This is a genomic window from Clostridium transplantifaecale (assembly GCF_900626075.1).
Classification (GTDB): domain Bacteria; phylum Bacillota; class Clostridia; order Lachnospirales; family Lachnospiraceae; genus Otoolea; species Otoolea transplantifaecalis.
The window spans coordinates 111,003-137,729 of sequence record NZ_UYZY01000003.1 but is presented as its reverse complement, the minus strand read 5'-3'; the positions used below and the strand labels follow the sequence as shown (position 1 = coordinate 137,729).

Here is a 26,727-nt window from a genome sequence, read left to right as displayed (position 1 = left end):
GTAAAAAGGACATTTCCCAAAAATAGGAAATGTCCTGAATTAATTTTATTCATTTACCGTTCTTTTCGCCTATGCCTGTTCGGTATCCGATTTGAGAGATAAAAATCAGGAAATTTTAGTACAGCTTTGCGCCTGCTGGGATACGGTCATCCACCATCAAAAGATTCAAACCTTCTTTTCCATCCTCCTCATGAACTGCTGAGATCAGCATTCCGCAGGAGTCGATGCCCATCATAGGACGCGGAGGCAGATTCACGATTGCTATTGCAGTCTTACCAATCAGCTCTTCCGGCTCATAATACTCATGGATTCCGCTTAAAATCGTGCGGTCTGTGCCGGAACCGTCGTCTAGAGTAAACTTTAAAAGTTTCTTGCTCTTGGGAACTGCCGTACAGTCTTTCACCTTAACAGCCCTGTAATCAGATTTTGCAAATGTCTCAAAATCCACCATTTCCTCAAAAAGCGGTTCGATTTTTACCTTTGAAAAATCGATAGTTTCCTGCACTCTGCCCTCCTGTGCCGTCTTCTCTGCTTTTGCAGATGTGTCGGAGCCGCCGAGCGTCTTCATCGTCGGGAAGAGCAGAACATCTCTGATTGCATAGGAGTCGGTAAGCAGCATGATAAAACGGTCCATACCGATGCCAATTCCGCCTGTTGGAGGCATACCTACCATCAGCGCGTTGACAAAGTCGTCATCCATGGAGTTGGCTTCCTCGTCACCTGCCGCCAGCAGCGCTTCCTGTGCCTTGAAACGTTCAATCTGATCCAGAGGATCATTTAACTCGGAATATGCGTTCGCCATCTCTCTCTTTGTGATAAACAGCTCAAAACGCTCCGTGTATTCCGGATTCTCCGGTTTCTTCTTGGTCAGAGGAGAAATCTCGATCGGATGATCCAGGATAAAGGTAGGCTGTATCAGGTGTTCCTCTACGAACTCCTCAAACAGCATGCTCAGGATATCGCCCTTCTTATGTCTGGCCTCATATTCGATATGGTACTGATCGGCCAGAGCTTTTGCTTCCTCGTCCGTCTTAATGGTTGTAAAGTCGATTCCCTTATATTTCTTCAGGGCATCCACCATTGTAATTCTCTCAAACGGCTTCTCCAAATCGATCTCAACACCGTCGTACACGATCTTCGCTGTGCCGAGAACCTTCTTCGCCACTTCGCGGAACATAGTCTCCACGAGTTCCATCATTCCGTAATAATCCGTGTATGCCTGATATAACTCCATCAGGGTGAATTCCGGGTTGTGTCTCGTATCCACGCCCTCGTTACGGAATACACGTCCAATCTCGTATACTCTCTCAAGACCGCCTACAATCAGTCTCTTTAAATACAGCTCCAGGGAGATACGCAGTTTCACGTCCTCGTCCAGTGCGTTGTAGTGTGTCGTGAAAGGTCTTGCGGCTGCGCCGCCTGCGTTCGGAACCAGCATTGGTGTCTCAACTTCCATAAAACCGCGGCCGTCGAGGAAGTTGCGGACTTCCTTAAGAATCTGGGAACGCTTTACAAATGTATCACGCACCTCCGGGTTCATAATCAGATCCACATAACGCTGTCTGTAACGCATATCTGTATTAGTAAGGCCGTGGAATTTCTCCGGCAGAATCTGTAAGCTCTTGGAAAGAAGGGTTACGGCCTCCGCATGGATGGAAATCTCTCCTGTCTTGGTTTTAAATACCGTGCCTCTGATTCCTACGATGTCACCGATATCCATCTTCTTGAATTCTTTATAGGACTCTTCGCCGATACTGTCTCTGGCAACGTAAGACTGAACATTTCCCTTTAAGTCCTGGATGTTGCAGAAAGATGCCTTACCCATGACACGTTTGGACATCATGCGTCCTGCCAGGGTTACCTCTTTGCCTTCCATCTCCTCAAAGTGATCCTTCACGTCGGCGCTGTGTGCCGTCACGTCAAATTTCGTAATCTGAAACGGATCTCTGCCACTCTCCTGAAGCTCCGCCAGTTTGTCGCGGCGCACCTTAAGAAGCTGGTTTAAATCCTGCTCTTCCTTCTTATTCTGCTGGTTCTGCTGATTCTGCTCTGCCAATTTCTTCCACTCCTTTGTGAACTTAGATTATGATACTCTCTGAATTTCCAGGATTTTATAGTGAATCATTCCTGCCTGTGTCTCTACCTTTACCGTCTCGCCCTGTTTCTTGCCAAGCAGTGCATGGCCTACGGGAGACTCATTGGAAATCTTGTTCTGAAGGCTGTTCGCCTCTGTGGAACCGACGATCTTAAACTCCATCTCCTCGTCCTCTTCCACATCCAGAAGTTTTACTTTACAGCCAACGCTGATCTTGTCAAGGTCGATCTCGTCTTCCACAACGACTTCTGCGTTCTTGAGAAGCTTCTCAAGGGCCTCGATCCTGGCCTCGATGTCTCTCTGCTCATCTTTCGCTGCATCGTACTCCGCGTTCTCGGATAAATCTCCCTGCTCTCTTGCTTCCTTAATTTTCTGGGCGATCTCTCTACGTTTATTCACCTTCAGATCCTGCAGTTCATCTTCATACTGCTTAAGACCTGCATACGTTAAAATATTTTTCTTCTCTGCCATGACAACTATCCTTCCTTCCGATAATTCGTCTCCGAAATCGTTCTAATATTGCATCGCATTATTATAACTGATAAAGTCCCCCTTGTCAAGAATCGGAAACGGCGTTTTCCGTTTATTTACAAGGGTTTGTTACTGTTCACATCCCAGCTGAAAGCAGCTGTGCTGCGAACAATAACACGCTTCGCGATGCACAGAAACGGCAAAACGCCGTTTCGCGCGGCACAACTCGGGATTTTCACGAAAAAACGTGAAAACACCTCGCGGAATACATCCTGTGTAAACAGTAACAAGGGTTTACCATCGTCCTCCGCATTTAAATCCGTTCTTCGATCAGGGCGATTAATTCCTCCATCGTACTGACCTTGTTAATGTCATTTCTCAGCGAAGACGAATTCGGATACCCCGCCGTATACCACGCCACATGCTTACGCATTTCCCGCATTGCAATCTCTTCGCCTTTGTATCCCGTCTGCAGTTCCCCGTGCCGGATGATTGTTGCCTTCAGTTCCTCCTTAGTCGGAGGCGGCAAAAGCTCTCCCGTGTCGAGGTAATGGTTAATGCGCCTGAACAGCCATGGATTTCCCTTCGCTCCTCTGGCTACCATGATTCCGTCGCAGCCGGTCTCTTCCATCATACGTCCGGCATCTTCTGGTGTGAAAATATCTCCATTTCCGATTACCGGTATTTTCACGGCCTCTTTTACCCGCCGGATGATGTCCCAGTCCGCTTTGCCGGAATAGTACTGCTCCCTCGTCCTGCCGTGGACGGCGACCGCAGCCACTCCGCAGCTTTCCGCCATCCGTGCAAATTCCACCGCGTTGACGCAGTCATCGTTAAATCCCTTGCGGAATTTGACTGTTACGGGCTTGTGCAGTTTTTTCACCATTGCCGTGAGTATCTCCTCCGCCAGCTTTGGATTCTTCATCAGAGCCGAACCCTCTCCATTATTCACAATCTTCGGGACCGGGCAGCCCATATTGACGTCGATGATATCATACGGTCCCTCTTCCAGCCTAAGAGCCATATCGCTCATAATGCCGGGATCGGAACCGAACAGCTGGACTGCAATCGGGCGTTCTTCCTCCCTCATCTCAAGGATCGGCTTCGTATTTCTGTTATTATAAAGAAGCGCTTTGGCGCTGACCATCTCCGTGCACATCAGGCCGCATCCCTGCTCCTTGCACAGCAGCCGGAACGGAAGGTCCGTCACACCGGCCATCGGGGCCAGCGTCACATTATTCTCCAGCTCTACATTTCCTATTTTTAACTTCATCTGTCCTGCCTTTATTATGTGAATCGCAACTTTTATTTAATCCGTTTCCTCTGTATCGTCAAGCAGCCCGTCCGCCGGCATTCCGAGGACAAAGACCTTATAGTAGAGTTCCAGCGATTCCAAAAGCTCCCTTTTTTCTCTCTGGTACTGCCTGATCTTTAAGCCGCTGCCTATCTCATCAAAAAGGTAATCCGTCTCCTCGGCCTCCACCCGGAATTCCAGTGTCCCTTCCGGGGTGAATTCCAGCATCATCGTGCCTCCCACATCTTCCGTGAAGAGCACACACATAATCCTCAATTCCTCTTTTACTCCCTCCGGGAGTCCTGCAAACTGCTCGTTAAAATAATATTTTTCCACATAGGAGTTGGCTCCGCAGAGAACTATATTCTCCCCTTCGTTCCGGCCTGCCATATGTTCCATTTTTCCGCCCTCCGTTACTTTTCTGTCCTCCGTTGCTTTTCTGCCTCCGTTACACATCAAAAGGCATTCTGTCCTCCGGACATCATGCCTTTGTCGATGACGGTGAGAAGTCTGAAAGTCTTCCCTTCACCGTTTCTTTCTTTTTATCGTTAAAACCGTACCGTTTATCTCACCAGGAGCTTGCTGATCTCGTACTGATCTTCCGGAATATCTTTCGTCATATTCAGCGCTTCCTGAATATCAAAGTCTACAAATTCGCCGTGCTTGTAAGCAACAACCCTGTTTGTCTTTCCCTCTGCCAGAAGTTCCACCGCCTTTGCGCCCATGATGGATGCGTAAACCCTGTCCTTACAGGTCGGCGCACCGCCCCTCTGCATATATCCGAGAATTGTAGCCCTCGTCTCGAGACCGGTAGCCGCCTCAATTCTTCTTGCCATGGAAGCCGAATGGCCGATTCCCTCCGCATTGATAATAATGTGGTGTTTCTTGCCGCGTTTCCTGTTCTCTATAATTCTGTTAATCAGAACCTGTTCATTGCCGTCATATCGCTCCGGAAGAAGAATGTCCTCCGCACCGTTGGCAATACCGCACCAGAGGGCGATATAACCTGCATGACGTCCCATAACTTCTATAATACTGCATCGCTCATGGGATGTGGATGTATCCCTTACTTTATCAATGGCCTCCATCGCCGTATTAATTGCGGTGTCAAAACCAATCGTATAATCGGTACAGGCTATGTCAAGATCGATGGTTCCCGGAAGGCCTACCGTGTTCACACCCAGGGCGGAAAGCTTTCCCGCACCGCGGTAAGAACCGTCGCCGCCGATTACCACCAGACCGTCGATTCCATGTTTCTTGCAAATCTCAGCACCCTTTTTCTGTCCTTCGGCTGTGGTAAACTCGGGACATCGTGCCGTGTAAAGAATCGTGCCGCCGCGTCCGATGGTATCCGCAACGCTTGTACCGTCCATATCAACAATCTCTTCCTGAAGCAGTCCGGCATAACCTCTCATAATGCCTTTTACCTTCATTCCCTTGTTGATGGCTGTTCTCACAACCGACCTGATACACGCATTCATTCCCGGCGCATCCCCACCGCTGGTTAAAACACCGATCGTCTTTACCTCTTTTGTCATAGCATATTCCTCCATCCCGCTATTTCTGTCAGCAAATCTGGTTTTTTCCTCAATTCATCTTATTCTAATGCATTTTATGCTTCTTTTCAAGGGGTTTGTGATATTTTTTTAACTAGGGATTTAATTGAGAAATGAGGACGCCGCCGTCAGGCCGGGGACCGGGGTGGTGAGGAAGATCGATGAGTCTTTCGTCCCGGGCGTCAAGTTGTCGTGAGCGGGGAATCCGGGCAGAAAAAGTTCCTCCGGGAAACGCTTGCGCTCGTTGGAGTACATAATGGTACTAACCTCGAAAAAACCTCGGTAAGTACCAATGAACTCCCAGGTTCCCTCCGGAATCTTTTTCTCCCTTCTTCCCCGCGGGAAGGTTATGACCGGGACGAAAGACTCAGCCCAGGATAGCGGCCCGGTCCCCGGCCTGCGGCGGCTGATCTGTCCTCTTTCTTCAAAAAGGGAGGCGCTTGCCGCTGCCACTACGTTTCTCAGGCTGCCTGAAAACTACATCCTGTTCACTATGAGACCATGTAAACTTATAATCTTATAATCTTAGAGTGTTTATTCTGATACTCTTTTTATGCCGCCCAGGATGTCGTCAGAAAGTAAAAGAATCACGACTATATCGTGGAAGCGACAATACCTCCTCCCCCTTGACGAAAGAGACAATCAGCCCCTGAAGCCGGCGGACGGGGCAACAACCTTCGCTGAGTCTTCAGTCCCGCCGACAACCTGCCCGGGGAAGGAAGGAGAAAACTTTCCGAAGGGGACCTTGGAATCCGCCGGTGCTTGATGAGGTCTTTTCGAATCTAGCATCCGCTGCGCATTCCACAAGCGAGAGCGAGTCCCCGTAGGAATTTTTTCTCCTGGATTCCCCCCCTCACCACACCCTACCAACCGGGACTGAAGACTCATCAACACCCTCCCACTCCCCCGTCCGCCGTCTTACAGAGGCGTCCTCACACCTCAACTAACTCCCCCTTTATCTCCTTGCCGCCTTATCAATCGTCTTCTCAATCACCTTCACATTCTTTTCCCCCAGTTTCTCCCTAAGGGCAGCCAGAAGTTCTTCCTTCGCCTCCACATTCCAGTTCCGCGGAAGCGCTTTTTTGGCTTTTTCCTTTCCCAGATAGACAATCACCTGGTCGCTGCCCTCATATCCCCTGAGCATATTCAGGAGTTCCTGCTCACTGGAAAAATACGTTTCTTTGTCGGGGTACTGAAGCCACACTTCCCTTGGGACCGCGTCAAACGGGATTACCTGTTCGCAGATCAGCTTGCCTACTGGATCATCTCCGATGGATGCCTTGCCGGTAATAAATATCTTGGCATCCTGCTCCAGAAACTGCCGTTTCTTTTCGTAATCCCTCGGGAACACAAGGACTTCCACGCTTCCGGCCAGATCCTCTATCGTCACAAAAGCCATCATCTTATTATTTCTTGTGGTTTTCACCGTCTTAGCCGTCACCATGCCGCCGATAGTCACAAATGCACCATCCCTGATTTCCGCCTCACCGGTCTCCTCATCCACCATAAAGTCAGAGGTCTTAGCCGTCACATTCTTCTCCCACAGGCCGAAATAGGCCTCCATAGGATGGCCGCTGATGTAAACGCCCAGCATCTCCTTCTCAAATGCCAGAAGTTCCTCTTTTGTATATTCCCCCACATTAGGGAACGTAATCTGGAAATCTTCTTTTTCCTCTTCCCCTACGATATCGAACATGGACATCTGCCCTTCCATGGAATTTTTCTTTTCCTTGTTCTTCTGGTCCAGAAGCTGGGCCGACACGAGGAATTTCTGTTTCCTGGTACCGGGCAGCGAATCCATGGCGCCCGATTTGATAAAACTTTCCAGCGTCCGCTTGTTTACCTCTTTGCTGCTCATCCGGTCGACAAAGTCTTCCAGGCTCTTATAAAACCCTCTCTCCTCACGCTCCCTCACGATCTCTCCCACAACGGACTGGCCGATACTCTTGATCGCGGACAGGCCATAGCGGATAGAACCGCCGGAAACAGAGAAACCGCCCTCTCCCTCATTGATGTCAGGAGGCACAATCTTCATCCCCATCTGGCGGCAGGCCATGATATACTCGGATACCTTGGAGACATTATCCTTAACTGAAGTCATAAGCGCCGCCATGAACTCTACCGGATAGTAATATTTCAGATAGGCAGTCTGGTAGGAGACTACCGCATAGGCCGCCGCATGCGACTTGTTAAATGCATACTTTGCAAAGTCGATCATCTCGTCGTAAATGTGGTTTGCCGTCTTCTCGTCGATTCCGTTGGCGATACAGCCTTTAACGCCTTCCTCCTCATTGCCGTAAACAAAGTTCTGGCGCTCCTTCTCCATGACGGAACCTTTTTTCTTCGACATCGCGCGCCGCACCAGATCGCTTCGTCCGAGCGTATATCCGGCCAAATCCCGCACGATCTGCATTACCTGCTCCTGGTATACGATACAGCCGTAAGTCGGCGCCAGAATCGGTTCCAGCTGCGGGCACTCGTAGGTGATGGACTGCTTGTCGTTCTTTCCTTTTAAGTATCGCGGGATAAAGTCCATCGGGCCCGGACGGTAGAGGGAGATACCGGCTATGATGTCTTCCAGGTTCTCCGGTTTCAGCTCCTTCATAAAGCTCTTCATACCGGAGCTCTCAAGCTGGAATACGCCGTCATTCTTTCCCGTTCCAATGGAATTCAGCACATTTTTATCATTATAATCAATCTGATAGAGATCGATTGTCTTATTGCATGTTCTCTCAGCCAGGCGGACCGCATTCTGGATCACCGTCAGGGTACGCAGTCCCAGGAAGTCCATCTTCAGAAGTCCAAGCTCCTCCAGCGTCGTCATCGTAAACTGGGTCGTAATCGAACCGTCAGCCGCCCTGGAAAGAGGCACATACTCGTCCACCGACGCCTTACTGATTACGACTCCTGCTGCATGCATGGAAGTATGCCTTGGCAGGCCTTCCAGCCTCCGGCTCATGTCGATCAGGTATTTGACTTCCTCATCCTCCTGATAGGCATTGCGGAGGTCGGGACTGGCTTTTAGCGCCTTGTCGAGCGTCATTCCCAGGTCACCGGGGATCATCTTGGCAATCGAGTCGCACTTGGCATAGGGCATGTCCAGCACGCGTCCGACGTCGCGGACCACGCCTTTTGCGGCCAGCGTACCGAAGGTGACAATCTGCACCACCCTGTCCTTGCCGTATTTGCTCACCACGTAATCAATAACTTCCTGCCTGCGCTCGAAACAGAAGTCAATATCGATATCAGGCATCGAAACTCTCTCCGGGTTCAGGAAACGCTCAAAGAGAAGCTGATAGCGGATGGGATCGATATCGGTGATACCCAGACTGTATGCCACTATACTTCCGGCAGCGGAACCGCGTCCCGGCCCCACCATGATATCGTGTACTTTTGCAAAATGGATAAAATCCCAGACTATCAGGAAATAGTCTACATATCCCATGGACTGTATGACCCCCAGCTCATATTCGAGCCTTTCCTTAAGCGTCCCGTCGTCGTCCGGGTAATGTTTATGGAACCCGTCAAAACAAAGTTTCTGCAGATATTCCCATGAAGTGTATCCCTCCGGTACGTCGAACTGCGGCAGCTTTGTCACGCCGAACTCGATTTCCACGTTGCAGCGCTCGGCTATCTTATGAGTGTTGTCCAGTGCATCGGCGGCGTATGGGAAGATATTCCTCATCTCCTCCTCCGATTTTAAGTAAAACTGGCCGCCCTCATATCTCATCCTGTTTTCATCGGTTACCTTCTTGCCCGTCTGGATACAGAGCAGAATGTCGTGCGATTCCACGTCTTCTTTATAAATATAATGGCAGTCATTCGTGGCTGTCAGCGGGATATCCAGTTCCTGGCTCATGCGAAGAAGCCCCTGGTTCACCGTCTTCTGTGCCGGTATTCCATGGTCCTGAAGCTCCAGGAAGAAGTTCCCCTTGCCGAAAATTTCCTGGTATTTGAGCGCCGATTTGCATGCTTCCTCATACATACCGCGGGAGAGGTAACGTTGCACCTCACCGCCCAGGCAGGCGCTGAGGCAGATGAGCCCCTCACTGAATTGGCTAAGCACCTCGTAATCGACTCTCGGTTTATAATAAAAACCTTCGACAAAGCCTTTTGAAACAATTTTCATCAGGTTCTGGTAGCCCACATTATTTTCCGCCAGCAGAATCAGGTGGTAATACCGATCCTCCCCGTTCACATTCTCGCGGTCCAGACGTGAGCCCGGCGCCACATATATCTCGCAGCCGATAATCGGCTTAATGCCCACTTCCTTTGCGGCCCGGTAAAAATCGATCACTCCGTACATAACGCCATGATCGGTAATAGCCAGGCTGTCCATTCCCAACTCCTTGGCCCTGGCTGTCAATTCCTTTATCTTACTGGACGCATCCAGCAGACTGTATTCCGTATGCACATGCAGATGAGTAAATGCCACTCCCCTGTTCTCCTTTCCCGCGGCGATTCCGATTCAGCCGGCCATACACCGCCGATTAAAAAGGCTGCTGCAATGGTTTCCCTGCAGCAGCCCCTACTGTAAACTTAACTGTTCGTCAGATATTTTTCGATTCCTTCAATTGCCGTATCTTCATCCTCGCCGTCGGCCTGTACCTTAACTTCCTCGCCTGCCTGCAGAGTGAGAGTCATCATGCCCATGATACTTTTGGCATTGATATTTTTATCTCCGTCTATCAGATAGATGCTGCTGGCATACTGACTGGCAACCTGAACGAGCATAGCGGCCGGTCTTGCTTCCAGACCTGATTCAAGTTGAATTTTGATTTCCTTACTCTTCATAATATCCTCCTCATCTTCCAAAAGAACTTACACCATCGCTTTCTTCCTTATACCTGTTCCTTCTGAGCTCTCAGGTTTTCTGCGATTGTACTGATCTTTCTAAGCCGATGGTTTACTCCGGATTTACCTACCTGGGGATCCAGGCTCTCTCCTAATTCTTTTAGCGTCGCATCCGGCCTGTCCAGCCTGACCTCAGCAATCTCTGCCAGTGTTTCCGGCAAATAGTCAAGCCCCACTGTATCCCGGATGTACGTAATATCCCCCAGCTGCTTTACGGCAGCCGAAACTGTTTTGTTAATATTGGCCGTCTCGCAGTTCACCTGACGGTTCACACTGTTTCTCATCTCCTTCAGAATCCTGATATTCTCCAGATCCATCAGGGCTACATGTGCTTCCATCACGCCAAGAATCTCCACAATCTGACTTCCTTCTTTTATATATACCACAAAATACTTCTTCCTGACAACTATTTTCGCATCAATTGAAAAAGTTGCTATCATGGCCCTGAGCTGTTCCGCCTTCTCCGTCGAAGCGCAGACAATCTCAAAATGATAAAACTTTTCCGGATCACTGATAGATCCAGCTGCCAGAAATGCACCCCTTATGAAAGCTCTGCGGCAGCATGGATTCTGGACAACCAGGTTCTTCACTACGGATAAATTCTCCCACACTTCCCCGTGTTCATCCAGAAGCTTACACGCCTCCAGTACGCGGATTGCGTCTTCATGTTTCCGTATTACCACCGTATAAGTCCTGTTCTTTTTCAGGAATGCGTTTCTCCGGATAGAAATATCAGTTCCTATATTAAATGCTTTTTTCAATAATGTAAAGTATTTTCTCGCAACCGCCACATTTTCCGTGTGGATACGGATGCTGTAATGATCCTCTTCATCAATATGCACTTTGCCGCACAGGCTTAAGATAGCGGCAATTTCCGCTATCTGGCAGTGTCTGGCCGAGCTGATCTGCCGCGACAGTTCCTCTTTCACGCGGGAAGAAAATGACATCTCTCCACCTCTATTTCTTAACCTTACTATCGTTTTCAATATCCCTGTGTTCTATCTTAAGTCCGATATCCCTGTGGCTTTCAAGCTTCTCATACAGCATGTTTGCGATGGTAACGGAGCGGTGTTTGCCTCCGGTACAGCCGACGGCGACAACCAGCTGGTTTTTACCCTCCTGGACATAGTATGGCAGAAGAAAGCCAATCATATCATAAAGCTTATCAAGGAAAATATCGGCAGCTCCTCCCTGCTTCACAAATTCCTGAACCCCTTCTTCATTACCGGTGAGGTAACGGAGAGCGTCGTCATAGTAGGGATTCGGAAGGAAACGGACGTCGAAAACAAGATCCGCATCGGAAGGAATTCCATATTTAAATCCAAAACTCAGCACGGTTACGAACAGACTGGAAAATCTTTCATGGTCCACAAAAATTTTCTCAAGCTCCACCTTCAGCTCCCTTGTCAGCAGCTTGCTGGTATCCAGTATGTAATCCGCCCGTATTTTTAAAAACTTCAGTTTCTCCCTCTCTTTGGCAATCCCGCGGTCCAGCCGCTGGGTGCCTGCCAGAGGATGCGCTCTCCTTGTTTCTTTATATCTTTTAATCAGAATTTCATCGCTGGCATCCAGAAACAAAATCTCATACGGGAATTTGAGCCGATCCCACTCACACAGTGTTTTTTCAAGTTCACACAGCTCCTCGCCGCTCCTGACGTCGATTCCCAACGCGCCGCTTTTTATATCTCCGCTGCTGCTCTCCACCAGCTCCGCAAACTTACCGACGAGCGGAATCGGCAGGTTATCTACGCAGTAGAATCCCATATCTTCCAGCATTTTGAGAGCCGCCGTCTTCCCTGCTCCCGACATTCCGGTAACAATTACAAGCCGCATTTTTTTCTCCTTCTGTCATTCCTGTGTCCGTTTAGCGCCGTATCTGCTGATGGTATTAATCCCAGCCTATCATACGTACTTCTGTCTCCAGGTCCACCCCTGATGTCTCTTTTACTTTTCTCTGCACAGAACGGCACAGGGAACGGATATCTTCCGCCGTAGCGCCTCCGCAGTTGATGACAAAACCGCAGTGTTTCTCGGAAACCTGGGCGCCGCCTTCCCGGTAGCCCCGCATTCCGGCATCATCTATCAGCTTACCGGCAAAATAACCGGCCGGTCTTTTAAATGTGCTTCCCGCGCTCGGATACTCAAGCGGCTGTTTATCGCGCCTTTTTTTCGCCAGTTCGGCCATCTTTTCCTGAATCTTCTCCCGATCGCCCTTCTTCAGGGAAATAACGGCGGAAAGGACGGTGTATTCCCTCTCCGGGATACAGCTGTGACGGTAGCCCAGATCCAGTTCATCTCTGGTAAGAGTAAGAATCCTGCCCGATTTATCCATGACCCTGACCGACTTTAAGACATCCTTCATCTCTCCGTCGTAGGCTCCTGCATTCATGACAGCCGCGCCGCCTAGCGTTCCCGGAATTCCGGCAGCAAACTCAAAGCCCGTCAGCGAACGCTCCATTGCCTCTTTGGCGATTCTGGAGAGCAGCGCTCCTGCACCGGCCGTAATCTCACACGGCTCATCTTCACGGATCCCCGAAAAGCTCTCCCCCATCAGAATCATAACGCCGTCATAACCCTTGTCACTTACTAAAAGATTGCTTCCGTTGCCAAGTATATAATACGGCATCTGTTCCTCCTGGCAGAGAAGAAGCACATTTCTAAGCGCTTCGTCACCGTCCGGCGACACGAAATAGGATGCCGGCCCTCCCACGCGGAACGTGGTATGCCCGCTCATCATCTCGTCTTTTTTCACCTGACCGTCTCCTGCTGCCAGACAAAGTCTCTCAAAAAAATTGTTCATGTTATATCCTGCCTGTTTTCTGTTTTCAATCTTTTCTCGCGAGGTTGGCCTGGACGCGGTTGTAAAGCTCCCTGGCCGCATTATACCCCATTTTCTTCTGTCTGTAATTGACAGCCGCCGATTCCACGATAATGGCAAGATTTCTGCCCGGGCGAATCGGGATTGAATGGCAGACTACCTTGTTGCCAAGGAATTCCGTATACTGATCTTCCATTCCTAGTCTGTCATACTCTCTCTCTCTGTCCCATTCTTCCAGTTTGATTACCATATCGATGGACTGAGTGTCCTTAACGCTCTCCACACCAAACAGTGTTTTCACGTCAATGATACCTATGCCGCGGAGTTCAATAAAATGCCTGGTGATATCGGGCGCCGAACCGATGAGCGTCTCGTCGCTGACGCGGCGTATCTCCACCACGTCGTCACTTACAAGACGGTGTCCCCGCTTAATCAGTTCAAGCGCAGCCTCGCTTTTTCCAATCCCGCTCTCCCCCATAATCAGGACTCCCTCGCCAAATACGTCCACCAACACCCCATGGATGCTGATCATTGGAGCCAGTTTGACATTGAGCCAGCGTATGATTTCCGCCATTAAATCTGAAGTCGTCTTCTCCGAAACCATGCATGGAACTTCATAATGGTTGCAGAGCTCCAGCACATCTTCATCCGGCATCATTCCCCGGCTGTAAAGAAGACAGGGGATCTGGCTGGAAATCAGGGCGTCATATACCTCATGGCGGCGCTCTGGGGTCAGCTTATCGAGATAAGCGCGCTCCACATATCCGATAATCTGAACTCGATCCTTGTCAAAATGGTCAAAAAATCCGGTCAGCTGTAAAGCCGGGCGGTTAATATCCGGATGTACCAACACAATCGCGTCCGTATCCAGCTCCATTGTCATATTGCGAAGCCCCAGTTTTTCTATCAGTTCCGTAATCGTAACTCCATACATGGTCCTCATTCTCCTTCTCTGTGGCATTTTTTCAGAATCTGGCCGTTCACGCCCGTGTACGGCAGCTTTGAAATCTTTCCTTTATCCTATCACAACTTTTACCGCTTGTCATCAACTGCGGCAGGACGGTTCCGTTTCACTCCCCGTTCCTGTTTTACAGGCTGCCAAAAACAGCTTGCGGAGGACGGAAACTGTTTCGCTTATTCTTCTCCATGGAAGAAATTATATACGGCCTCGGCTGCGTTCCGGTTCATCTGCGGCGCTCCGGCCAGTTCCTCGACTCCCGCGTCCCTGACCGCCTCAATCGTCTTAAAATGACGCATCAGGGCTTTTCTTCTGGCAGGCCCGATTCCCTTTATATCATCCAGAACGGAGCGCACCTGTTCCTTGCTGCGCAGGCTTCTGTGATATTCGATCGCAAAACGGTGAGCCTCATCCTGTATTCTTGTAATCAGCCGGAATCCCTCCGAATGGTGATCAATCGGTATCTCCACATTGTTATAATAGAGTCCCCGCGTCCTGTGGTTGTCATCCTTAACCATACCGCATACTGGAATCACGATCTGCAGGCTCTCAAGCACTTCCAGGGCAATGTTTACCTGTCCTCTTCCGCCGTCCATCATGATAAGGTCCGGAAATCTGGTAAAGCTTCCAAAGGCCGTGTCGCCGCCCTCCGCCTTCAGTTTTTCCGTCTCCTCCAGTCCATGTGAAAAACGGCGTGTCAGCACCTCTCTCATGGAGGCATAATCATTGGGTCCTTTAACAGTTTTTATGCGGAACTTTCTGTAATCATTCCTCTTTGGCCTGCCGTCTTCATAAACAATCATGGAACCGACCGATTCAAAACCGCTGATATTGGAAATATCATAAGCCTCTATCCTCTTGACGCCTTTTAAGCCAATCCATTCTCCCACCTGGTTCATCGCCCCGATGGTGCGCAGTTCTTCCCTCTTAATCTTCTCTTTATCCTGGGAAAGAACCATTTTCGCATTCTTTTCAGCCAGCTCCACGAGCTGTTCCTTGCTGCCTTTTTTCGGAACGACGATTTTTACCTTCTGCCCTCTTCTCGATGTCAGGAAACTGCTGATGACCTCCTCGTCCTCCAGCTCCTCCTGCACCCATATCTCATGCGGAATAAACGGTGTCCCCGCATAGAACTGTTTGACAAAGCTGTTCAAAATCTGCCGGTCCTCCTCGGCCGAGGAAATGGACATATGGAAATGTTCCCTGCCGATCAGACGGCCGTCCCTGACAAAGAATACCTGGACCACCGCGTCCCTGTCGTCCTTTGCCATGGCGATGATATCCCGATCGTCCATACTCTGACTGGTAATCTTCTGTTTCTGCGCCACTTTCCTGACACTGCCAAGCAGTTCCCTGTATTCGATGGCCTTTTCAAACTCCATCTCCTCCGAGGCGGCCATCATCCTGTCTTCCAGATATTTCATCACCGGCTCGTACTTTCCACCCAGAAAATCCAGGGCCTGTTTTACGGACTGCTGGTATTCCTCCTTTGAAATATACCCCTGACAGGGGGCGTCGCACTGGTGGATATGATAATACAGGCAGGGCCTGTCCTTTCCGATGTCCTGGGGCAGCTTTCTTGTGCAGGTCCTGATATGGTAAATCTTGTGGATCAGCTCAATCGTGTCCTTCACGGCCCCTGCGCTGGTAAACGGCCCGAAGTATTTATTTTTATCTTTCTTCATGATTCGTGAAAACAGGATCCTGGGATAATCCTCTGCCACCGTCACCTTGATATAAGGATAAGTCTTGTCATCCTTCAGCATGGTGTTGTAGCGGGGCCTGTGTTCCTTGATCAGGTTGCACTCTAAAACGAGCGCTTCCAGCTCCGAGTCTGTCACAATATACTCAAACCGTGCAATCCTCGACACCATCTGCTCAATCTTGGAAGTCTTGTTCCGGCTGCTCTGGAAATATTGGCGCACACGGTTTTTCAGGCTGATGGCTTTTCCTACATAGATAATTTCGTCTTTTATGTCATGCATAATATAAACTCCCGGCTGGGCCGGAAGTTTCTTCAGTTCTTCTTCAATATTAAACATCTTCTTATCCCCGGCGCAGTCTGGATGCGTCGTATCTCTGCTGCATTCTCAGATATTGTTTCAATCCGTCAAGCTGTTCCTCGATGGTTCCGTCGGACGGTTTTGCGTCCAGGCAAAGGCACAGGCTGTCTACCTCTCTCTGCCCAACCCTGCCTTTCATCCGCTGAAGGATAGCCAGCCGTTCCTCAAAAGATTCCGTGTCCAGAAATTCTAAGAGCATCGGGCTGACGGCCGCCTCCTCCGGTCTGGTATATGGGTGCATTTCCCTGTCCGCAGCCGGGCTTTCAGCCGTCCCTGCAGCATGATTTGCGGCATCCTGTTCCTGCCCGGGATATACCCGCTCGAATCTGTATTTCTGCACAACATCCGGATATCTGCTTTGGTCCACCTCTTCCATAAACATGGCAAGAGGGCGGACCCAGACGCTGTAATCTCCGTAAAGCGCCTGGTAAACCACCATTTTTTCACCAGTCTCCGAGTGGTTTGCCACTGCCATGATCTGGTACATTTTATTTTTAAAGTGTCTGTAAAATTCACCTGGTTTTGGAACTGCATTCATTGTTCAAGCCCTCCGTAATGATAGTTGTTTGATGCATTCCACAGAATCCATTCCTCATATCCCGCATCGTATACGGCCTGGATCTGCCTGCGTATCTCTTCGTTGCCATATTTAATGTGATGTTTCAGATAAGTTGCCGTAAAGTCCTGGAGCCACGGACGGACGATTGCCTGGCGTTCCTCCTCAGGATAGGATGAAAGCTCGGCCTCCGACTTCTTGAGCGCCCCGAGAACTGTCTCATAGGGATGCATATCCGGGTGATCCAGGCCAAAGTTACCGTCGCCGTAATGGGATGGGTAAATCATCGGACAGATATAATCCAGATTCTGCGCCATTTCGCCGTAAATCTGGCCTACCGCGCCGGCGTCCTCCTCGCTCCCGATAATCGCGCCGAAGACATCGGCGGATACGAATACTCCGAGAGGCGTCAGCTTATCAAAGGCGTATTCGGTAAATTCCGCAATGATATCTGTCTTGGAACGCCCTTTTGTCTCCTCCTCATCGAACACGACCTCGCGCATCGTGGAATCGGTGGCAAAGCGGATATAGTCAAACTGTATCTCATCGAAACCGGCATCGGCCGCTTTTGTCCCGGCTTCCACCAGATAGTCCCACACTTCCTGTCTGTATGGGTTTACCCAGGCTAGGCCTTTTTTATCCCTGTAGAGGGAACCGTCCGCTTTCTTCAGGCTCCACTCCGGCTTTTTCTCAGCCAGATACGGATCTTTAAAGGCCACTATCCGGGCTATGGTATAAATATCGTGTTCTTTCAGTTTTTGAAGCAATGCTTCCAGATCCGGGATATAAGCTTTACATGCGTCTATCTCACTGAACATCTCCGAATCTGTGGGCGCGGTGATGCGGCCGTCGTCATTTTTGAAATCTATGACTACCGCATTCAGTTCCGTCGCATCGATCTGCGCTATAATATTATCCATCATCTTCTCATTCCCAGCCACGTAGGCAGAAACATAGATGCCTTTTACTTTTACCGGTTCGCGCTGATCGAGAAGATCGTCCCCATCGGTAATCTGAAGAATCTTCTCAAGCTTGACCGCCAGCGGTCCCTTGGGGGTGTTTTCCGCACTGCCGGAATTTTCCGGGGTCTGGCCTGTCCGGCTCTGCTCTCCGTCGGCCCCGGTTTCAACCGGGTTTCCGACGGCATCGCTGCCCGTGGCAGCATTTTCCATGGCTCCGTTTTCCGTCTCTTCCTGGACGATATCCGGCATTTCCGCCGGATTATACCGTGTGCACCCGGTCAGCAGACAGGCGCATATGCTTAAAATCAGCCACTTTCTCATCACTTGGTTCCCCTGTGTTTCTGTTCTAATTCGAGGAGCTTTTCTTTAATCGGCAGCCCGCCGCCGTATCCTGTCAGACGGCCGTCAGCGCCGATTACACGGTGGCACGGCACAATGATCGGGATTGGATTATGATGATTCGCCATGCCGACTGCACGGCCGGCTCTCGGATTTCCTATTCTTGCTGCAATTTCTCCGTATGTGATCGTTTCTCCGTATGGGACCGTCAGAAGCTGATCCCAAACCTGTTTCTGGAAGGAGGTTCCGCGCATGGAGAGCGGGATGTCAAATGTCCTTCGCGTTCCGGCAAAATATTCTTCCAGTTGGCGTTTTGTCTCCAAAAGCAAAGGTGTCTCCTGTTCGACAGACTCCGCCTGGCGGCCGGCCTGAAAAGTTTTTGGTTCTTTTACAGCGAATGATATCTCGGTTAAGGCGTTATTTTCCTCTGCAAGGAGGAGCGGGCCGATTGGGGTTTGAATTTGGATTGTGTATCGCATATGGGAGACCTTCTTTCTTGGAATGAGGGGGTGGAAGGGTGACTGGGGTGGAAAGGGCGGGCTGTGAACTAGGAGCGCGTTTCACTGCTGGGGCGGGGGCCGGGGAGCCGGAATGCTTTGCTTTCCTGATTCACGGGCTTCGCCCTATGAATAGAAAAATAAGCAAGTTCCCGAACGGGAACGAGCATCGCGTTTCACTACTGGGCCGGGGGGATTCAGGAAAGCTTTGCTTTCCTGAATCACGGGCTTCGCCCTATGAACAGAAAAATAAGCAAGTTCCCGAACGGGAACGAGCTCCCGTTCGGGAACTTGCTTATTTTTCTGTTCACCCGGCTCATTGCCTACGCGGATATTATACCACCCTCCCCCCCATCTTTTCCAGCCCCAACTCATTTTTCTATCACTTTCTATAACTTTTCCGCCGTTTTCCGCACTTTTTTTAACTTTTTTCATTTTCCCCCTACTCAAATCCTCTTTTTTGTAGGATAATAGGGTGGGTTTGTATTTTTAAATATTACTTATAGATAAGGATGGGACGTTATGAAATTAGGTTTTGACAATGACAAATATCTGAAGACGCAGTCGGATCACATCCGCGAGCGTATTGATCAGTTTGGGGATAAGCTTTATCTCGAGTTTGGCGGGAAACTGTTTGATGATTTCCATGCTTCCAGGGTGCTGCCGGGGTTTGCCCCAGACAGTAAGCTTCGGATGCTGCTGCAGCTGGCTGATCAGGCTGAGATTGTAATTGCCATCAGCGCTGCGGATATTGAGAAGAATAAGATCCGCTCTGATCTCGGTATTACTTATGACGTGGACGTACTCCGCCTCATCCAGGCTTTTACGGATAAAGGGCTCTATGTGGGCAGTGTCGTGATTACCCACTATTCCGGGCAGGCCAGCGCTGATACGTTTAAGAAGAAACTGGAACATATGGGAATCCGTGTTTACCGCCACTATACAATTGACGGTTATCCCGGCAATGTGCCGCTGATTGTGAGCGATGAAGGGTACGGTAAGAATGATTATATCGAAACTTCCAAACCTCTCGTGATCGTGACCGCCCCCGGCCCCGGAAGCGGGAAGATGGCTACCTGCCTGTCTCAGCTTTATCATGAAAATAAACGCGGCATCAAGGCCGGTTATGCCAAATTCGAGACCTTCCCAATCTGGAATATTCCGATTAAGCACCCGGTTAACCTGGCTTATGAGGCTGCTACCGCAGATTTGAACGATGTCAATATGATTGATCCCTTCCATTTAGAAGCATATGGGGTGACTACGGTTAATTATAACCGCGATATCGAAATTTTCCCGGTACTCAGCGCTATTTTTGAGGGAATCTATGGGGATAATCCCTATAAATCTCCAACGGACATGGGCGTTAACATGGCCGGTAACTGTATTTTTGACGATGAAGCCTGCTGCGAAGCTTCCAAACAGGAAATTATCCGACGCTACTACCAGGCTTTGAACCGTGTTGCCAAGGAAGAAGGCAGCAAAGAGGAAGTTTATAAGATTGAACTTCTGATGAAACAGGCTAAAATTTCCACCGATATGCGCAAGGTGGTTCCGGCCGCCCTGGCCGAGGCCGAGAGGGAGGGCGCTCCGGCCGCTGCCATTGAACTGCAGGACGGCAGGATTGAGACCGGTAAGACATCCAACCTGCTGGGCGCCTCCGCCGCTCTTCTGCTCAACGCAGTGAAGGCCCTGGGGAACATCCCTCACGGCACGCACCTGATTTCTCCCACCGCTATTGAGCCGATCCAAAAGCTGAAGGTCGATTACCTCGGCAGCAAAAACCCGCGCCTCCACACGGACGAGGTCCTCATTGCCCTCTCCATGTGTGCCGCAACCGACAAAAATGCGCAGATTGCCCTGGAGCAGCTTCCCAAGCTGAAACACTGCCAGGTTCATACCTCCGTCATGCTGTCGGAAGTTGATATCAAAACCTTCCAGAAGCTGGGAATCGGACTTACATCGGAACCGGTGTATGAACATAACAGACTATACCATTAAATTTTATAAAACAGGACGAATCAAAGAAACAGGCCCGAATCACATTCAGGCCTGTTTCTTTTAAATTTCTTTTGTCTCATTCTCTGCCGCCGGTGCGTCCGAACCCTTTGCCTCCGGTTCGTTCTTTCCGTTTTCTACGACAGTCCCCGTCTCCCGGTCCGCTTCCAGGCTGTCGGAAACTTCCGCCTGCCGTGTATTTCCGGCCGTCTCAGAGTTGTTAGCTGTCTCAGTAATCTCGGCAGTCTCAGCGCTTACTGCTGCATCTGCTTTACTTTCGCTGCCGTCGGAGCCGGCTGCTTCGCTCTTTTTCTCCTCCGGCTCAGGAAGTCCCTTCACCTTGCGGAAAATCTGCATAAACTCTTTACCCGTGATCGTCTCCTTCTCAATCAGGAAAGCGGCAATCTTATCCATTACATCCCTGTTTTCAAGAAGAAGCCTCTTAGCCTCCTCATAGGAATCCTTTAGAATGCCCATAACCTCCTGGTCAATCTCGGCTGCCGTCACATCACTGCAGTTCAGTACGGTGCGGCCGTTCAGATACTGGTTTTCCCTTGTTTCAAGGCCCATCAGGCCGAATTTCTTCGACATGCCGTACTGGGTAATCATGGCTCTGGCAATTCTCGTAGCCTGCTCGATATCATTGGAAGCGCCGGTCGTAACCGTATCGAATACGATTTCTTCCGCCGCACGTCCTGCCAGATATCCAACCAGCATGGCGCGTATCTCTTTCTCCGTATTGAGGTATTTCTCCTCTTCCGGAACATGCATGACATAACCGAGGGCGCCCATCGTCCTGGGCACAATCGTAATCTTCTGAACCGGCTCCGCATCCTTCTGAAGGGCGCTCACCAGCGCATGGCCCACCTCGTGGTAGGAAACGATACGGCGCTCTTCCTTGCTGAGAATTCTGTCCTTCTTCTCCTTGCCGACTAATACTAACTCCACGGCCTCAAACAGGTCGCTCTGGGCTACCGCATGTCTGCCATGCTTAACGGCCGTGATAGCCGCCTCGTTCATCATATTAGCCAGGTCGGCGCCCACTGCGCCTGAAGTTGCCAGTGCAATTTCTTCAAAGTTAACGGATTCATCCAGCTTCACGTCTTTGGAATGAACCTTTAAAATATTGATACGGCCTTTTAAGTCAGGTTTATCCACGATAATACGTCTGTCAAAACGGCCCGGACGCAGAAGCGCCGGATCGAGAATCTCAGGACGGTTTGTCGCCGCCATGACAAGAAGACCCTTGGAGGAATCAAATCCATCCATCTCGGAAAGAAGCTGGTTCAGAGTCTGCTCCCTCTCATCGTTGCCCCCGAGGCGGGAATCACGGCTCTTACCAATGGCATCCACCTCATCAATGAAAATAATACATGGTGCTGACTGCTGTGCCTGTTTAAACAAATCACGGACACGGGAAGCTCCGACGCCGACGAACATCTCCACAAAGTCGGAACCCGACAGGGAGTAGAACGGTACTTTTGCCTCGCCCGCTACTGCCTTCGCAAGAAGTGTCTTACCGGTTCCGGGAGGACCCACAAGAAGGGCGCCCTTAGGAAGCTTTGCGCCAATCTTCGTATACTTACCGGGATTGTGGAGGAAATCTACAATCTCGGTTAGGGATTCCTTGGCCTCATCCTCACCGGCCACGTCCTTAAATGTAACTCCCGTCTCCTTCTGGACATAGACCTTAGCGTTACTCTTTCCGACGCCCATCAGGCCGTTGCCGCCGCCCATACGGCGCATCATGAAGTTCAGGAGAAGAACCATCAGACCAATCGGCAGCACCCATTCCAGAATCAGCACGATAATGCTGGCCGTAGCGTCCACCTGCGCCTGTTCATATTGGGCTACCCCCGCCTTATCCAGCTTCACCTGGAGATCCGGGTCATACATGGGAATTGCATAATACTCAATTCCAATCAGTCCGCCGTACTTGCTCTGGCTTCCGGTATACTTCTTGGAATCCTTCTTAGGGGTAATCTGAATCTTGTTGCTGCTCACGACAACCGAATCCACTTCCCCATCCTTTAACATCTGGTTAAATTCACTGTAGGGCACAAGCTGCGTCCTGCTCTGCTGCCAGAGATTATGCATCGCGCTGACACAGAGTAATGTAAAAATCATAGTAATGATAAGAACCATGTAATTTTGCCCGCCCTTGGGATTCTTACCATTCTTATTCTGGTTGTTGTTGTTATCCATATGTGTTCTCCATTCCGAATAGACATTACAGTCCGCCTGACAGCTTCCGTTTGGTGTATTCATGCGCATTCTAAGCGCTCACCGGGTCCGGCAGACGCCAGGCCATGCTCTTTATGGCCTGAGTGCATCTCCGCCGCCAGACATATGCATGGCTTGATTATCGCAGAGACAGCCCGATCTATTCTATACCATTATAGTGTGACATTCCTTATAAATCAAGAACTGAAATATTAAAATGTTATAAACAAAATAATTGTTTTTGGTGCAATTTTCCCCTGTTTTCCTTTATCCCCCTGCTTATCTGTGATAAAATGGATTTGCAGGGTTATAAATGACAAACCAAAGCAGAATTACCGGCCGGTATATATGTTTCTATTATTATCAGTTAAAGATGAGGTAAATTATGTTAAACCACGTGATCCACGGCATTGAACCCGTATTCGACAGCCGTTCCGCAATTTTAATTCTCGGCTCCTTCCCTTCCGTAAAATCACGGGAAGCCCATTTTTTCTATGGGCACCCCAGGAACCGCTTCTGGCCTGTGCTCGCGGCTATCCGCAGAGAGCCGGTGCCCGTCTCCGTGGGAGAAAAAAAAGCATTTCTGCTCAGAAACCGGATTGCCGTCTGGGATGTGATAGAGAGCTGTGATATCGAAGGTTCCAGCGACAGCTCCATTAAAAACGCCGTCCCCAACAATCTGAACCTGATTCTTAAAACGGCGCCTGTAAAGCAGATTTATACAAACGGCGGCGTTTCAGGGAAGCTTTATGATAAGTACTGTCTCCCTTTAACCGGGATGGAAGCCGTTAAACTTCCCTCCACCAGTCCTGCTAATGCGGCCTCATCGCTTGAAAAACTTATTTTGTCATGGGAATGCGTCAATCGTCATCTGCCTCTATTTTCCTGACATAGTTTTACCCGGTCTCACCACAATAATACTGAGGTGAGAAATATGGAAAAAAATTATAAGGCAGACGGCAAGGCCGATGTTACCGCTGACAAAACCCCCGAATTCGATGAGAGTGAGACCATGTTCGATCTGGATATCTGCTCCGCCACCGACTGCACCGGCCTGATTCCGGCCATGCCGCAGTCCGACAGCGAGATTACGTCTTACGAACAGCTCTACCACTTTCTGCCGAGGGCAACAAATAAGAGTGAAAAAGACTAATCTCCACTCCACCATTTTAAAAGACGGCGAAAAGTCCGCAATGCGTTCTTTTCGCCGTCTGTAATTCTATGGAACTGTTAAAATACAGCCTGAACCAATACCATGTACAAAACCGTTCCCGCGCCAATGCTCAAAAGAGAATTCTTCTTCCACACATGGAGCGCCGCAACGACCGCAGATGCAATAAACTCGGGCAGGCCAAAGGGCCAGGCAAACAGTTTTACGCCCTTCAGACAGTACACCACTAAAAGCCCCATTGTGGCATAAGGCAGCGTCTGTCCCAGATATTCCACATATTTAGGCATCTCTTTCCCCTGGGGAAACAGTAAGAACGGAAGAAATCTCGTAATCACCGTTCCGGCCGCCATCGCAATCACAATCCATAAAATATAACTGTCGCTCATTCTCTGCTTCTCCCCTCTCTCTTATACCCCGCGGTCACCACAAAAAGAATTGCAATCATCGCCGGAATGATAAATGCATCCTGCCCGAATATCCACAGGCAGAGCACAGAACATGCCACCCCTGCTAAAGCCGGGCCATGCTTTTTCTGCGACATCCACTGCTCCGTAAATATCACGACAAAGAGAGCGGTCAGCGCAAAATCCAGGCCTGCCGTATTGAATGTGATGACGCTTCCCGCAACCGCTCCGATGAGCGTCCCCAGCACCCAGTAGCACTGATCCAGAAAGGTCAGCAGAAAGTAGGCCCTTTCCTCATGGACACCCTCCGGAATCTTTTCATTACATACAACGGAAAACGTTTCATCCGTCAGCCCGAAAATCAGATAAGGTTTGGCTTTCCCCATATTCTGATACTTTCCCAGCATGGAAATTCCATAAAAAAGGTGACGCGCATTAACCATCAGAGCCATCAGAAATGCCGCAAGCGGGCTGACCGCAGCCAGGAGCAGATTAATCCCCACATATTGAAGGCTCCCCGCATATACAATAATACTGATCGCCAGCGCCCAACCAACTCCGAATCCATTGACACTCATTAAAATTCCATACGCCGTCCCTAAAAATATGTATCCGACCATAACAGGCACCGTCTTCGGAAAAACATAACGCAGCGTGCTTCCCTGTTCTTTTTCCATACTATGTTCTCTTTCGTCATTCTCCCCGTTCATCTTTTCATCCCCGACACTTTATTTTTCATTCTGATACTGTTATACTGTGGTTACTGTTCACATGTCTTATGCCCCGAGGTGTTTTCGAGCAGAAGACTCCCTCCGGTATAACCTGAAATAATATTATAGTTTTTAATTTTATCTGCGATTAATAATTATGTCAATAGGAGTATCGAAAATGAAATCCGACTTCAATCATTCATTCCGTTATGAATCCTGCAATTTCTGTCCGCGCAGCTGCGGAATCGATCGTTCTAAACACACGGGCTACTGCAAGAGTCCTGCAAATATCACCGCAGCCAGGGCGGCTCTTCATCAGTGGGAGGAGCCCTGCATCAGCGGTATCCGCGGGAGCGGCACCGTCTTTTTCACCGGCTGTACGCTCCGGTGCTGCTTCTGCCAGAACTACAAGATCAGTTCCGAAGGTTTTGGAAGGGAAATATCCACCGGACGCCTTTCTGAAATTTTTCTGGAACTTCAGGCACAGGGCGCCCATAATATCAATCTGGTGACCGCCACCCAATACCTGCCCTCCGTTCTCGACGCGCTTGCCTCCGTAGAAGGGAAGTTGAGGATTCCTGTCGTCTACAACTGCGGCGGATATGAGACACTGGAAACCATAGACGCCCTGGCCCGGTTCGTCGACATCTGGCTCCCGGATCTTAAATATTTAAGTCCCGTTCTTTCAAAAAAGTATTCTCAGGCAGAAGACTATTTTGAAGTCGCTTCACGGGCCGTCAGCCGCATGATCCACCTGTCAGGACCTCCTGTATTCGAAGAATATCAGGATCCGGACACCGGCTGTGCCTGCCGTCTGATGAAAAAAGGCGTTATCATACGCCATATGATTCTGCCCGGACATAAAGATGATTCCATCAATTTGATGCACTGGCTCCGCAGGAATCTGCCGGAAGGGCAGTTCCTGATCAGTCTGATGAGCCAGTATACCCCCTTTTACAGAAGCAGTGAATATCCCGAAATCAACCGGCGAATCACGACATATGAATATCAAAAAGTGCTGGATACCGCCATAAAACTTGGCCTGACCGATGGATTCATGCAGGAAAAAAGCAGTGCGAAGGAAGAATATACACCGCCCTTTGAACTGGAAGGAATATAGCCGGGCGGCGGGCTGGCCCCCGGAGGAAGTTACAAGGATATGCTACGGATGGGAATGACATAGGGAATCTCATAAAGTATACAATAAGAAAAAGCCGCATAGAAATTAAAGCGAACACATAGGGAATGGTAATGAGAAGCACATCCGTGCCGAGAAAATCAGAACATAAATCTGCAAAACAAAACAACGTAGAAGTGGGTACCGATTACTTAATTTCTCATCGATACCCACTTCAAACTATCTCGTCCATTGGTTTTTACCTCACTTACATCTACCAGTGACATCTATATGAAATTTTTTACCAACAACCTTTTTATTTATTCATCAAACTTTTCTTTTACATATCGTATCTATTATCTTCTCCGAATACTCTTCTTTTTAATAATACTTTCTCGTCATATTACTAAACCGACTCTTTTTCTTTGACATTTATATAGATTTTATCGTTTGACTTTTTATTTCTTTTCTTACTTCTTTTTTAAAGGTTGTTGTTTTTCCTATGCCTGATTTAAAAAGATAAATCAGACGAACTTAACTGTTTTGGTGGACCGTACCTCCTTTACTTAGATTTGGTTTGGTTCTTTAAAAGATTTTTTATTTCTTTTGATGTCTTTATTATAGCTACCAGCAGGCATTTT

General features: G+C 49.3%; 24 protein-coding genes. 4 read left to right on the top strand and 20 right to left on the bottom strand.

Features of this window, described 5'->3' with window-relative positions; translation table 11 throughout:
* Positions 1-115: 115 nt before the first annotated feature.
* From lysS to EJL91_RS12155, 17 genes are all read right to left on the bottom strand, one after another.
* Complete coding sequence (gene lysS, locus EJL91_RS12230) at positions 116-2,056, bottom strand: lysine--tRNA ligase (RefSeq protein WP_125142268.1); 1,941 nt, start codon at positions 2,054-2,056, stop codon at positions 116-118.
* A gap of 27 nt (positions 2,057-2,083) precedes the next feature.
* Positions 2,084-2,566, bottom strand: a complete 483-nt coding sequence (gene greA, locus EJL91_RS12225; RefSeq protein ID WP_125142267.1) for a transcription elongation factor GreA — start codon at positions 2,564-2,566, stop codon at positions 2,084-2,086.
* 313 nt (positions 2,567-2,879) lie between these two features.
* Positions 2,880-3,839 (bottom strand): tRNA dihydrouridine synthase DusB, encoded by a 960-nt coding sequence (gene dusB / locus EJL91_RS12220; RefSeq protein ID WP_125142266.1) that lies wholly within the window; start codon positions 3,837-3,839, stop codon positions 2,880-2,882.
* A 36-nt stretch (positions 3,840-3,875) separates the two neighbouring features.
* Entirely contained in the window at positions 3,876-4,259 is a 384-nt protein-coding gene (locus tag EJL91_RS12215; RefSeq protein ID WP_125142265.1) for a DUF6145 family protein, read from the bottom strand.
* A gap of 164 nt (positions 4,260-4,423) precedes the next feature.
* Complete coding sequence (pfkA, locus tag EJL91_RS12210; protein ID WP_125142264.1) at positions 4,424-5,398, bottom strand: 6-phosphofructokinase; 975 nt, start codon at positions 5,396-5,398, stop codon at positions 4,424-4,426.
* 120 nt (positions 5,399-5,518) lie between these two features.
* Entirely contained in the window at positions 5,519-5,869 is a 351-nt protein-coding gene (locus EJL91_RS24590) for a hypothetical protein (RefSeq protein ID WP_164516829.1), read from the bottom strand.
* 502 nt (positions 5,870-6,371) lie between these two features.
* Entirely contained in the window at positions 6,372-9,851 is a 3,480-nt protein-coding gene (locus tag EJL91_RS12205; RefSeq protein ID WP_125142263.1) for a DNA polymerase III subunit alpha, read from the bottom strand.
* Positions 9,852-9,955: 104 nt separating this feature from the next.
* Entirely contained in the window at positions 9,956-10,210 is a 255-nt protein-coding gene (locus EJL91_RS12200) for an HPr family phosphocarrier protein (RefSeq protein ID WP_125142262.1), read from the bottom strand.
* A gap of 47 nt (positions 10,211-10,257) precedes the next feature.
* Entirely contained in the window at positions 10,258-11,217 is a 960-nt protein-coding gene (whiA, locus tag EJL91_RS12195) for a DNA-binding protein WhiA (RefSeq protein WP_125142261.1), read from the bottom strand.
* Positions 11,218-11,227: 10 nt separating this feature from the next.
* Positions 11,228-12,103 carry an RNase adapter RapZ gene (gene rapZ / locus EJL91_RS12190; protein ID WP_125142260.1) on the bottom strand — a complete coding sequence of 292 codons (876 nt, stop codon included), beginning with the start codon at positions 12,101-12,103 and terminating at the stop codon, positions 11,228-11,230.
* 55 nt (positions 12,104-12,158) lie between these two features.
* Positions 12,159-13,070 (bottom strand): UDP-N-acetylmuramate dehydrogenase, encoded by a 912-nt coding sequence (murB, locus tag EJL91_RS12185; RefSeq protein ID WP_125142259.1) that lies wholly within the window; start codon positions 13,068-13,070, stop codon positions 12,159-12,161.
* Positions 13,071-13,095: 25 nt separating this feature from the next.
* A complete protein-coding gene (hprK, locus tag EJL91_RS12180) occupies positions 13,096-14,022 on the bottom strand; it encodes an HPr(Ser) kinase/phosphatase (RefSeq protein ID WP_125142258.1) in 927 nt (308 codons plus the stop codon).
* Between the two features lie 200 nt (positions 14,023-14,222).
* The gene (gene uvrC / locus EJL91_RS12175) at positions 14,223-16,088 is read right to left on the bottom strand and encodes an excinuclease ABC subunit UvrC (RefSeq protein WP_125142257.1); all 1,866 of its coding nucleotides are present in this window, start codon (positions 16,086-16,088) and stop codon (positions 14,223-14,225) included.
* A gap of 4 nt (positions 16,089-16,092) precedes the next feature.
* Positions 16,093-16,647, bottom strand: coding sequence for a DUF1653 domain-containing protein (locus tag EJL91_RS12170; protein ID WP_125142256.1), 555 nt, complete (start codon positions 16,645-16,647; stop codon positions 16,093-16,095).
* Positions 16,644-17,948, bottom strand: a complete 1,305-nt coding sequence (locus EJL91_RS12165) for a putative glycoside hydrolase (RefSeq protein WP_125142255.1) — start codon at positions 17,946-17,948, stop codon at positions 16,644-16,646. The genes EJL91_RS12170 and EJL91_RS12165 overlap by 4 nt, the downstream gene beginning before the upstream one ends.
* On the bottom strand, positions 17,948-18,445 hold the full coding sequence (locus EJL91_RS12160) for a methylated-DNA--[protein]-cysteine S-methyltransferase (protein ID WP_125142254.1): 498 nt from the start codon (positions 18,443-18,445) through the stop codon (positions 17,948-17,950). Before EJL91_RS12160 ends, EJL91_RS12165 begins: the two co-directional genes overlap by 1 nt.
* Before the next feature lie 144 nt (positions 18,446-18,589).
* Complete coding sequence (locus EJL91_RS12155; protein WP_125142253.1) at positions 18,590-18,898, bottom strand: hypothetical protein; 309 nt, start codon at positions 18,896-18,898, stop codon at positions 18,590-18,592.
* 87 nt (positions 18,899-18,985) lie between these two features.
* On the opposite strand from EJL91_RS12155, the gene EJL91_RS12150 reads away from it, so the two are divergent.
* Positions 18,986-20,464, top strand: a complete 1,479-nt coding sequence (locus EJL91_RS12150; RefSeq protein WP_125142252.1) for a DUF1846 domain-containing protein — start codon at positions 18,986-18,988, stop codon at positions 20,462-20,464.
* A 60-nt stretch (positions 20,465-20,524) separates the two neighbouring features.
* Here EJL91_RS12150 and ftsH read toward each other — a convergent pair whose 3' ends face one another.
* Complete coding sequence (gene ftsH / locus EJL91_RS12145) at positions 20,525-22,666, bottom strand: ATP-dependent zinc metalloprotease FtsH (protein WP_125142251.1); 2,142 nt, start codon at positions 22,664-22,666, stop codon at positions 20,525-20,527.
* Positions 22,667-23,069: 403 nt separating this feature from the next.
* On the opposite strand from ftsH, the gene EJL91_RS12140 reads away from it, so the two are divergent.
* Positions 23,070-23,573 carry a DNA-deoxyinosine glycosylase gene (locus tag EJL91_RS12140; RefSeq protein ID WP_125142250.1) on the top strand — a complete coding sequence of 168 codons (504 nt, stop codon included), beginning with the start codon at positions 23,070-23,072 and terminating at the stop codon, positions 23,571-23,573.
* A gap of 45 nt (positions 23,574-23,618) precedes the next feature.
* The gene (locus tag EJL91_RS12135; RefSeq protein WP_125142249.1) at positions 23,619-23,837 is read left to right on the top strand and encodes a hypothetical protein; all 219 of its coding nucleotides are present in this window, start codon (positions 23,619-23,621) and stop codon (positions 23,835-23,837) included.
* A 77-nt stretch (positions 23,838-23,914) separates the two neighbouring features.
* Here the strand turns inward: EJL91_RS12135 and EJL91_RS12130 are convergent, their stop codons facing one another.
* Together EJL91_RS12130 and EJL91_RS12125 are read right to left on the bottom strand one after the other, a co-directional pair.
* Entirely contained in the window at positions 23,915-24,241 is a 327-nt protein-coding gene (locus EJL91_RS12130; protein ID WP_125142248.1) for a branched-chain amino acid transporter permease, read from the bottom strand.
* Positions 24,238-24,936, bottom strand: a complete 699-nt coding sequence (locus EJL91_RS12125; protein ID WP_125142247.1) for an AzlC family ABC transporter permease — start codon at positions 24,934-24,936, stop codon at positions 24,238-24,240. Before EJL91_RS12125 ends, EJL91_RS12130 begins: the two co-directional genes overlap by 4 nt.
* Before the next feature lie 211 nt (positions 24,937-25,147).
* Between EJL91_RS12125 and EJL91_RS12120 the strand changes: the two genes are divergently transcribed.
* The gene (locus tag EJL91_RS12120; protein ID WP_125142246.1) at positions 25,148-26,089 is read left to right on the top strand and encodes a radical SAM protein; all 942 of its coding nucleotides are present in this window, start codon (positions 25,148-25,150) and stop codon (positions 26,087-26,089) included.
* The last annotated feature ends 638 nt before the right edge of the window (positions 26,090-26,727 follow it).

Coding starts and splice junctions, on each gene's coding strand:
- EJL91_RS12135 (WP_125142249.1), top strand. CDS start 23,619: ATGGAAAAAAATTATAAGGCAGACGGCAAGGCCGATGTTACCGCTGAC.
- EJL91_RS12170 (WP_125142256.1), bottom strand. CDS start 16,647: ATGAATGCAGTTCCAAAACCAGGTGAATTTTACAGACACTTTAAAAAT.
- EJL91_RS12215 (WP_125142265.1), bottom strand. CDS start 4,259: ATGGAACATATGGCAGGCCGGAACGAAGGGGAGAATATAGTTCTCTGC.
- hprK (WP_125142258.1), bottom strand. CDS start 14,022: ATGTATGGAGTTACGATTACGGAACTGATAGAAAAACTGGGGCTTCGC.
- EJL91_RS12165 (WP_125142255.1), bottom strand. CDS start 17,948: ATGAGAAAGTGGCTGATTTTAAGCATATGCGCCTGTCTGCTGACCGGG.
- EJL91_RS12130 (WP_125142248.1), bottom strand. CDS start 24,241: ATGAGCGACAGTTATATTTTATGGATTGTGATTGCGATGGCGGCCGGA.
- EJL91_RS12200 (WP_125142262.1), bottom strand. CDS start 10,210: ATGAAGAGTAAGGAAATCAAAATTCAACTTGAATCAGGTCTGGAAGCA.
- uvrC (WP_125142257.1), bottom strand. CDS start 16,088: ATGTTTAATATTGAAGAAGAACTGAAGAAACTTCCGGCCCAGCCGGGA.
- ftsH (WP_125142251.1), bottom strand. CDS start 22,666: ATGGATAACAACAACAACCAGAATAAGAATGGTAAGAATCCCAAGGGC.
- EJL91_RS12160 (WP_125142254.1), bottom strand. CDS start 18,445: ATGCGATACACAATCCAAATTCAAACCCCAATCGGCCCGCTCCTCCTT.
- EJL91_RS12155 (WP_125142253.1), bottom strand. CDS start 18,898: ATGAAAAAAGTTAAAAAAAGTGCGGAAAACGGCGGAAAAGTTATAGAA.
- EJL91_RS12125 (WP_125142247.1), bottom strand. CDS start 24,936: ATGGAAAAAGAACAGGGAAGCACGCTGCGTTATGTTTTTCCGAAGACG.
- greA (WP_125142267.1), bottom strand. CDS start 2,566: ATGGCAGAGAAGAAAAATATTTTAACGTATGCAGGTCTTAAGCAGTAT.
- rapZ (WP_125142260.1), bottom strand. CDS start 12,103: ATGCGGCTTGTAATTGTTACCGGAATGTCGGGAGCAGGGAAGACGGCG.
- EJL91_RS12150 (WP_125142252.1), top strand. CDS start 18,986: ATGAAATTAGGTTTTGACAATGACAAATATCTGAAGACGCAGTCGGAT.
- EJL91_RS12120 (WP_125142246.1), top strand. CDS start 25,148: ATGAAATCCGACTTCAATCATTCATTCCGTTATGAATCCTGCAATTTC.
- pfkA (WP_125142264.1), bottom strand. CDS start 5,398: ATGACAAAAGAGGTAAAGACGATCGGTGTTTTAACCAGCGGTGGGGAT.
- EJL91_RS12140 (WP_125142250.1), top strand. CDS start 23,070: ATGTTAAACCACGTGATCCACGGCATTGAACCCGTATTCGACAGCCGT.
- dusB (WP_125142266.1), bottom strand. CDS start 3,839: ATGAAGTTAAAAATAGGAAATGTAGAGCTGGAGAATAATGTGACGCTG.
- whiA (WP_125142261.1), bottom strand. CDS start 11,217: ATGTCATTTTCTTCCCGCGTGAAAGAGGAACTGTCGCGGCAGATCAGC.
- murB (WP_125142259.1), bottom strand. CDS start 13,070: ATGAACAATTTTTTTGAGAGACTTTGTCTGGCAGCAGGAGACGGTCAG.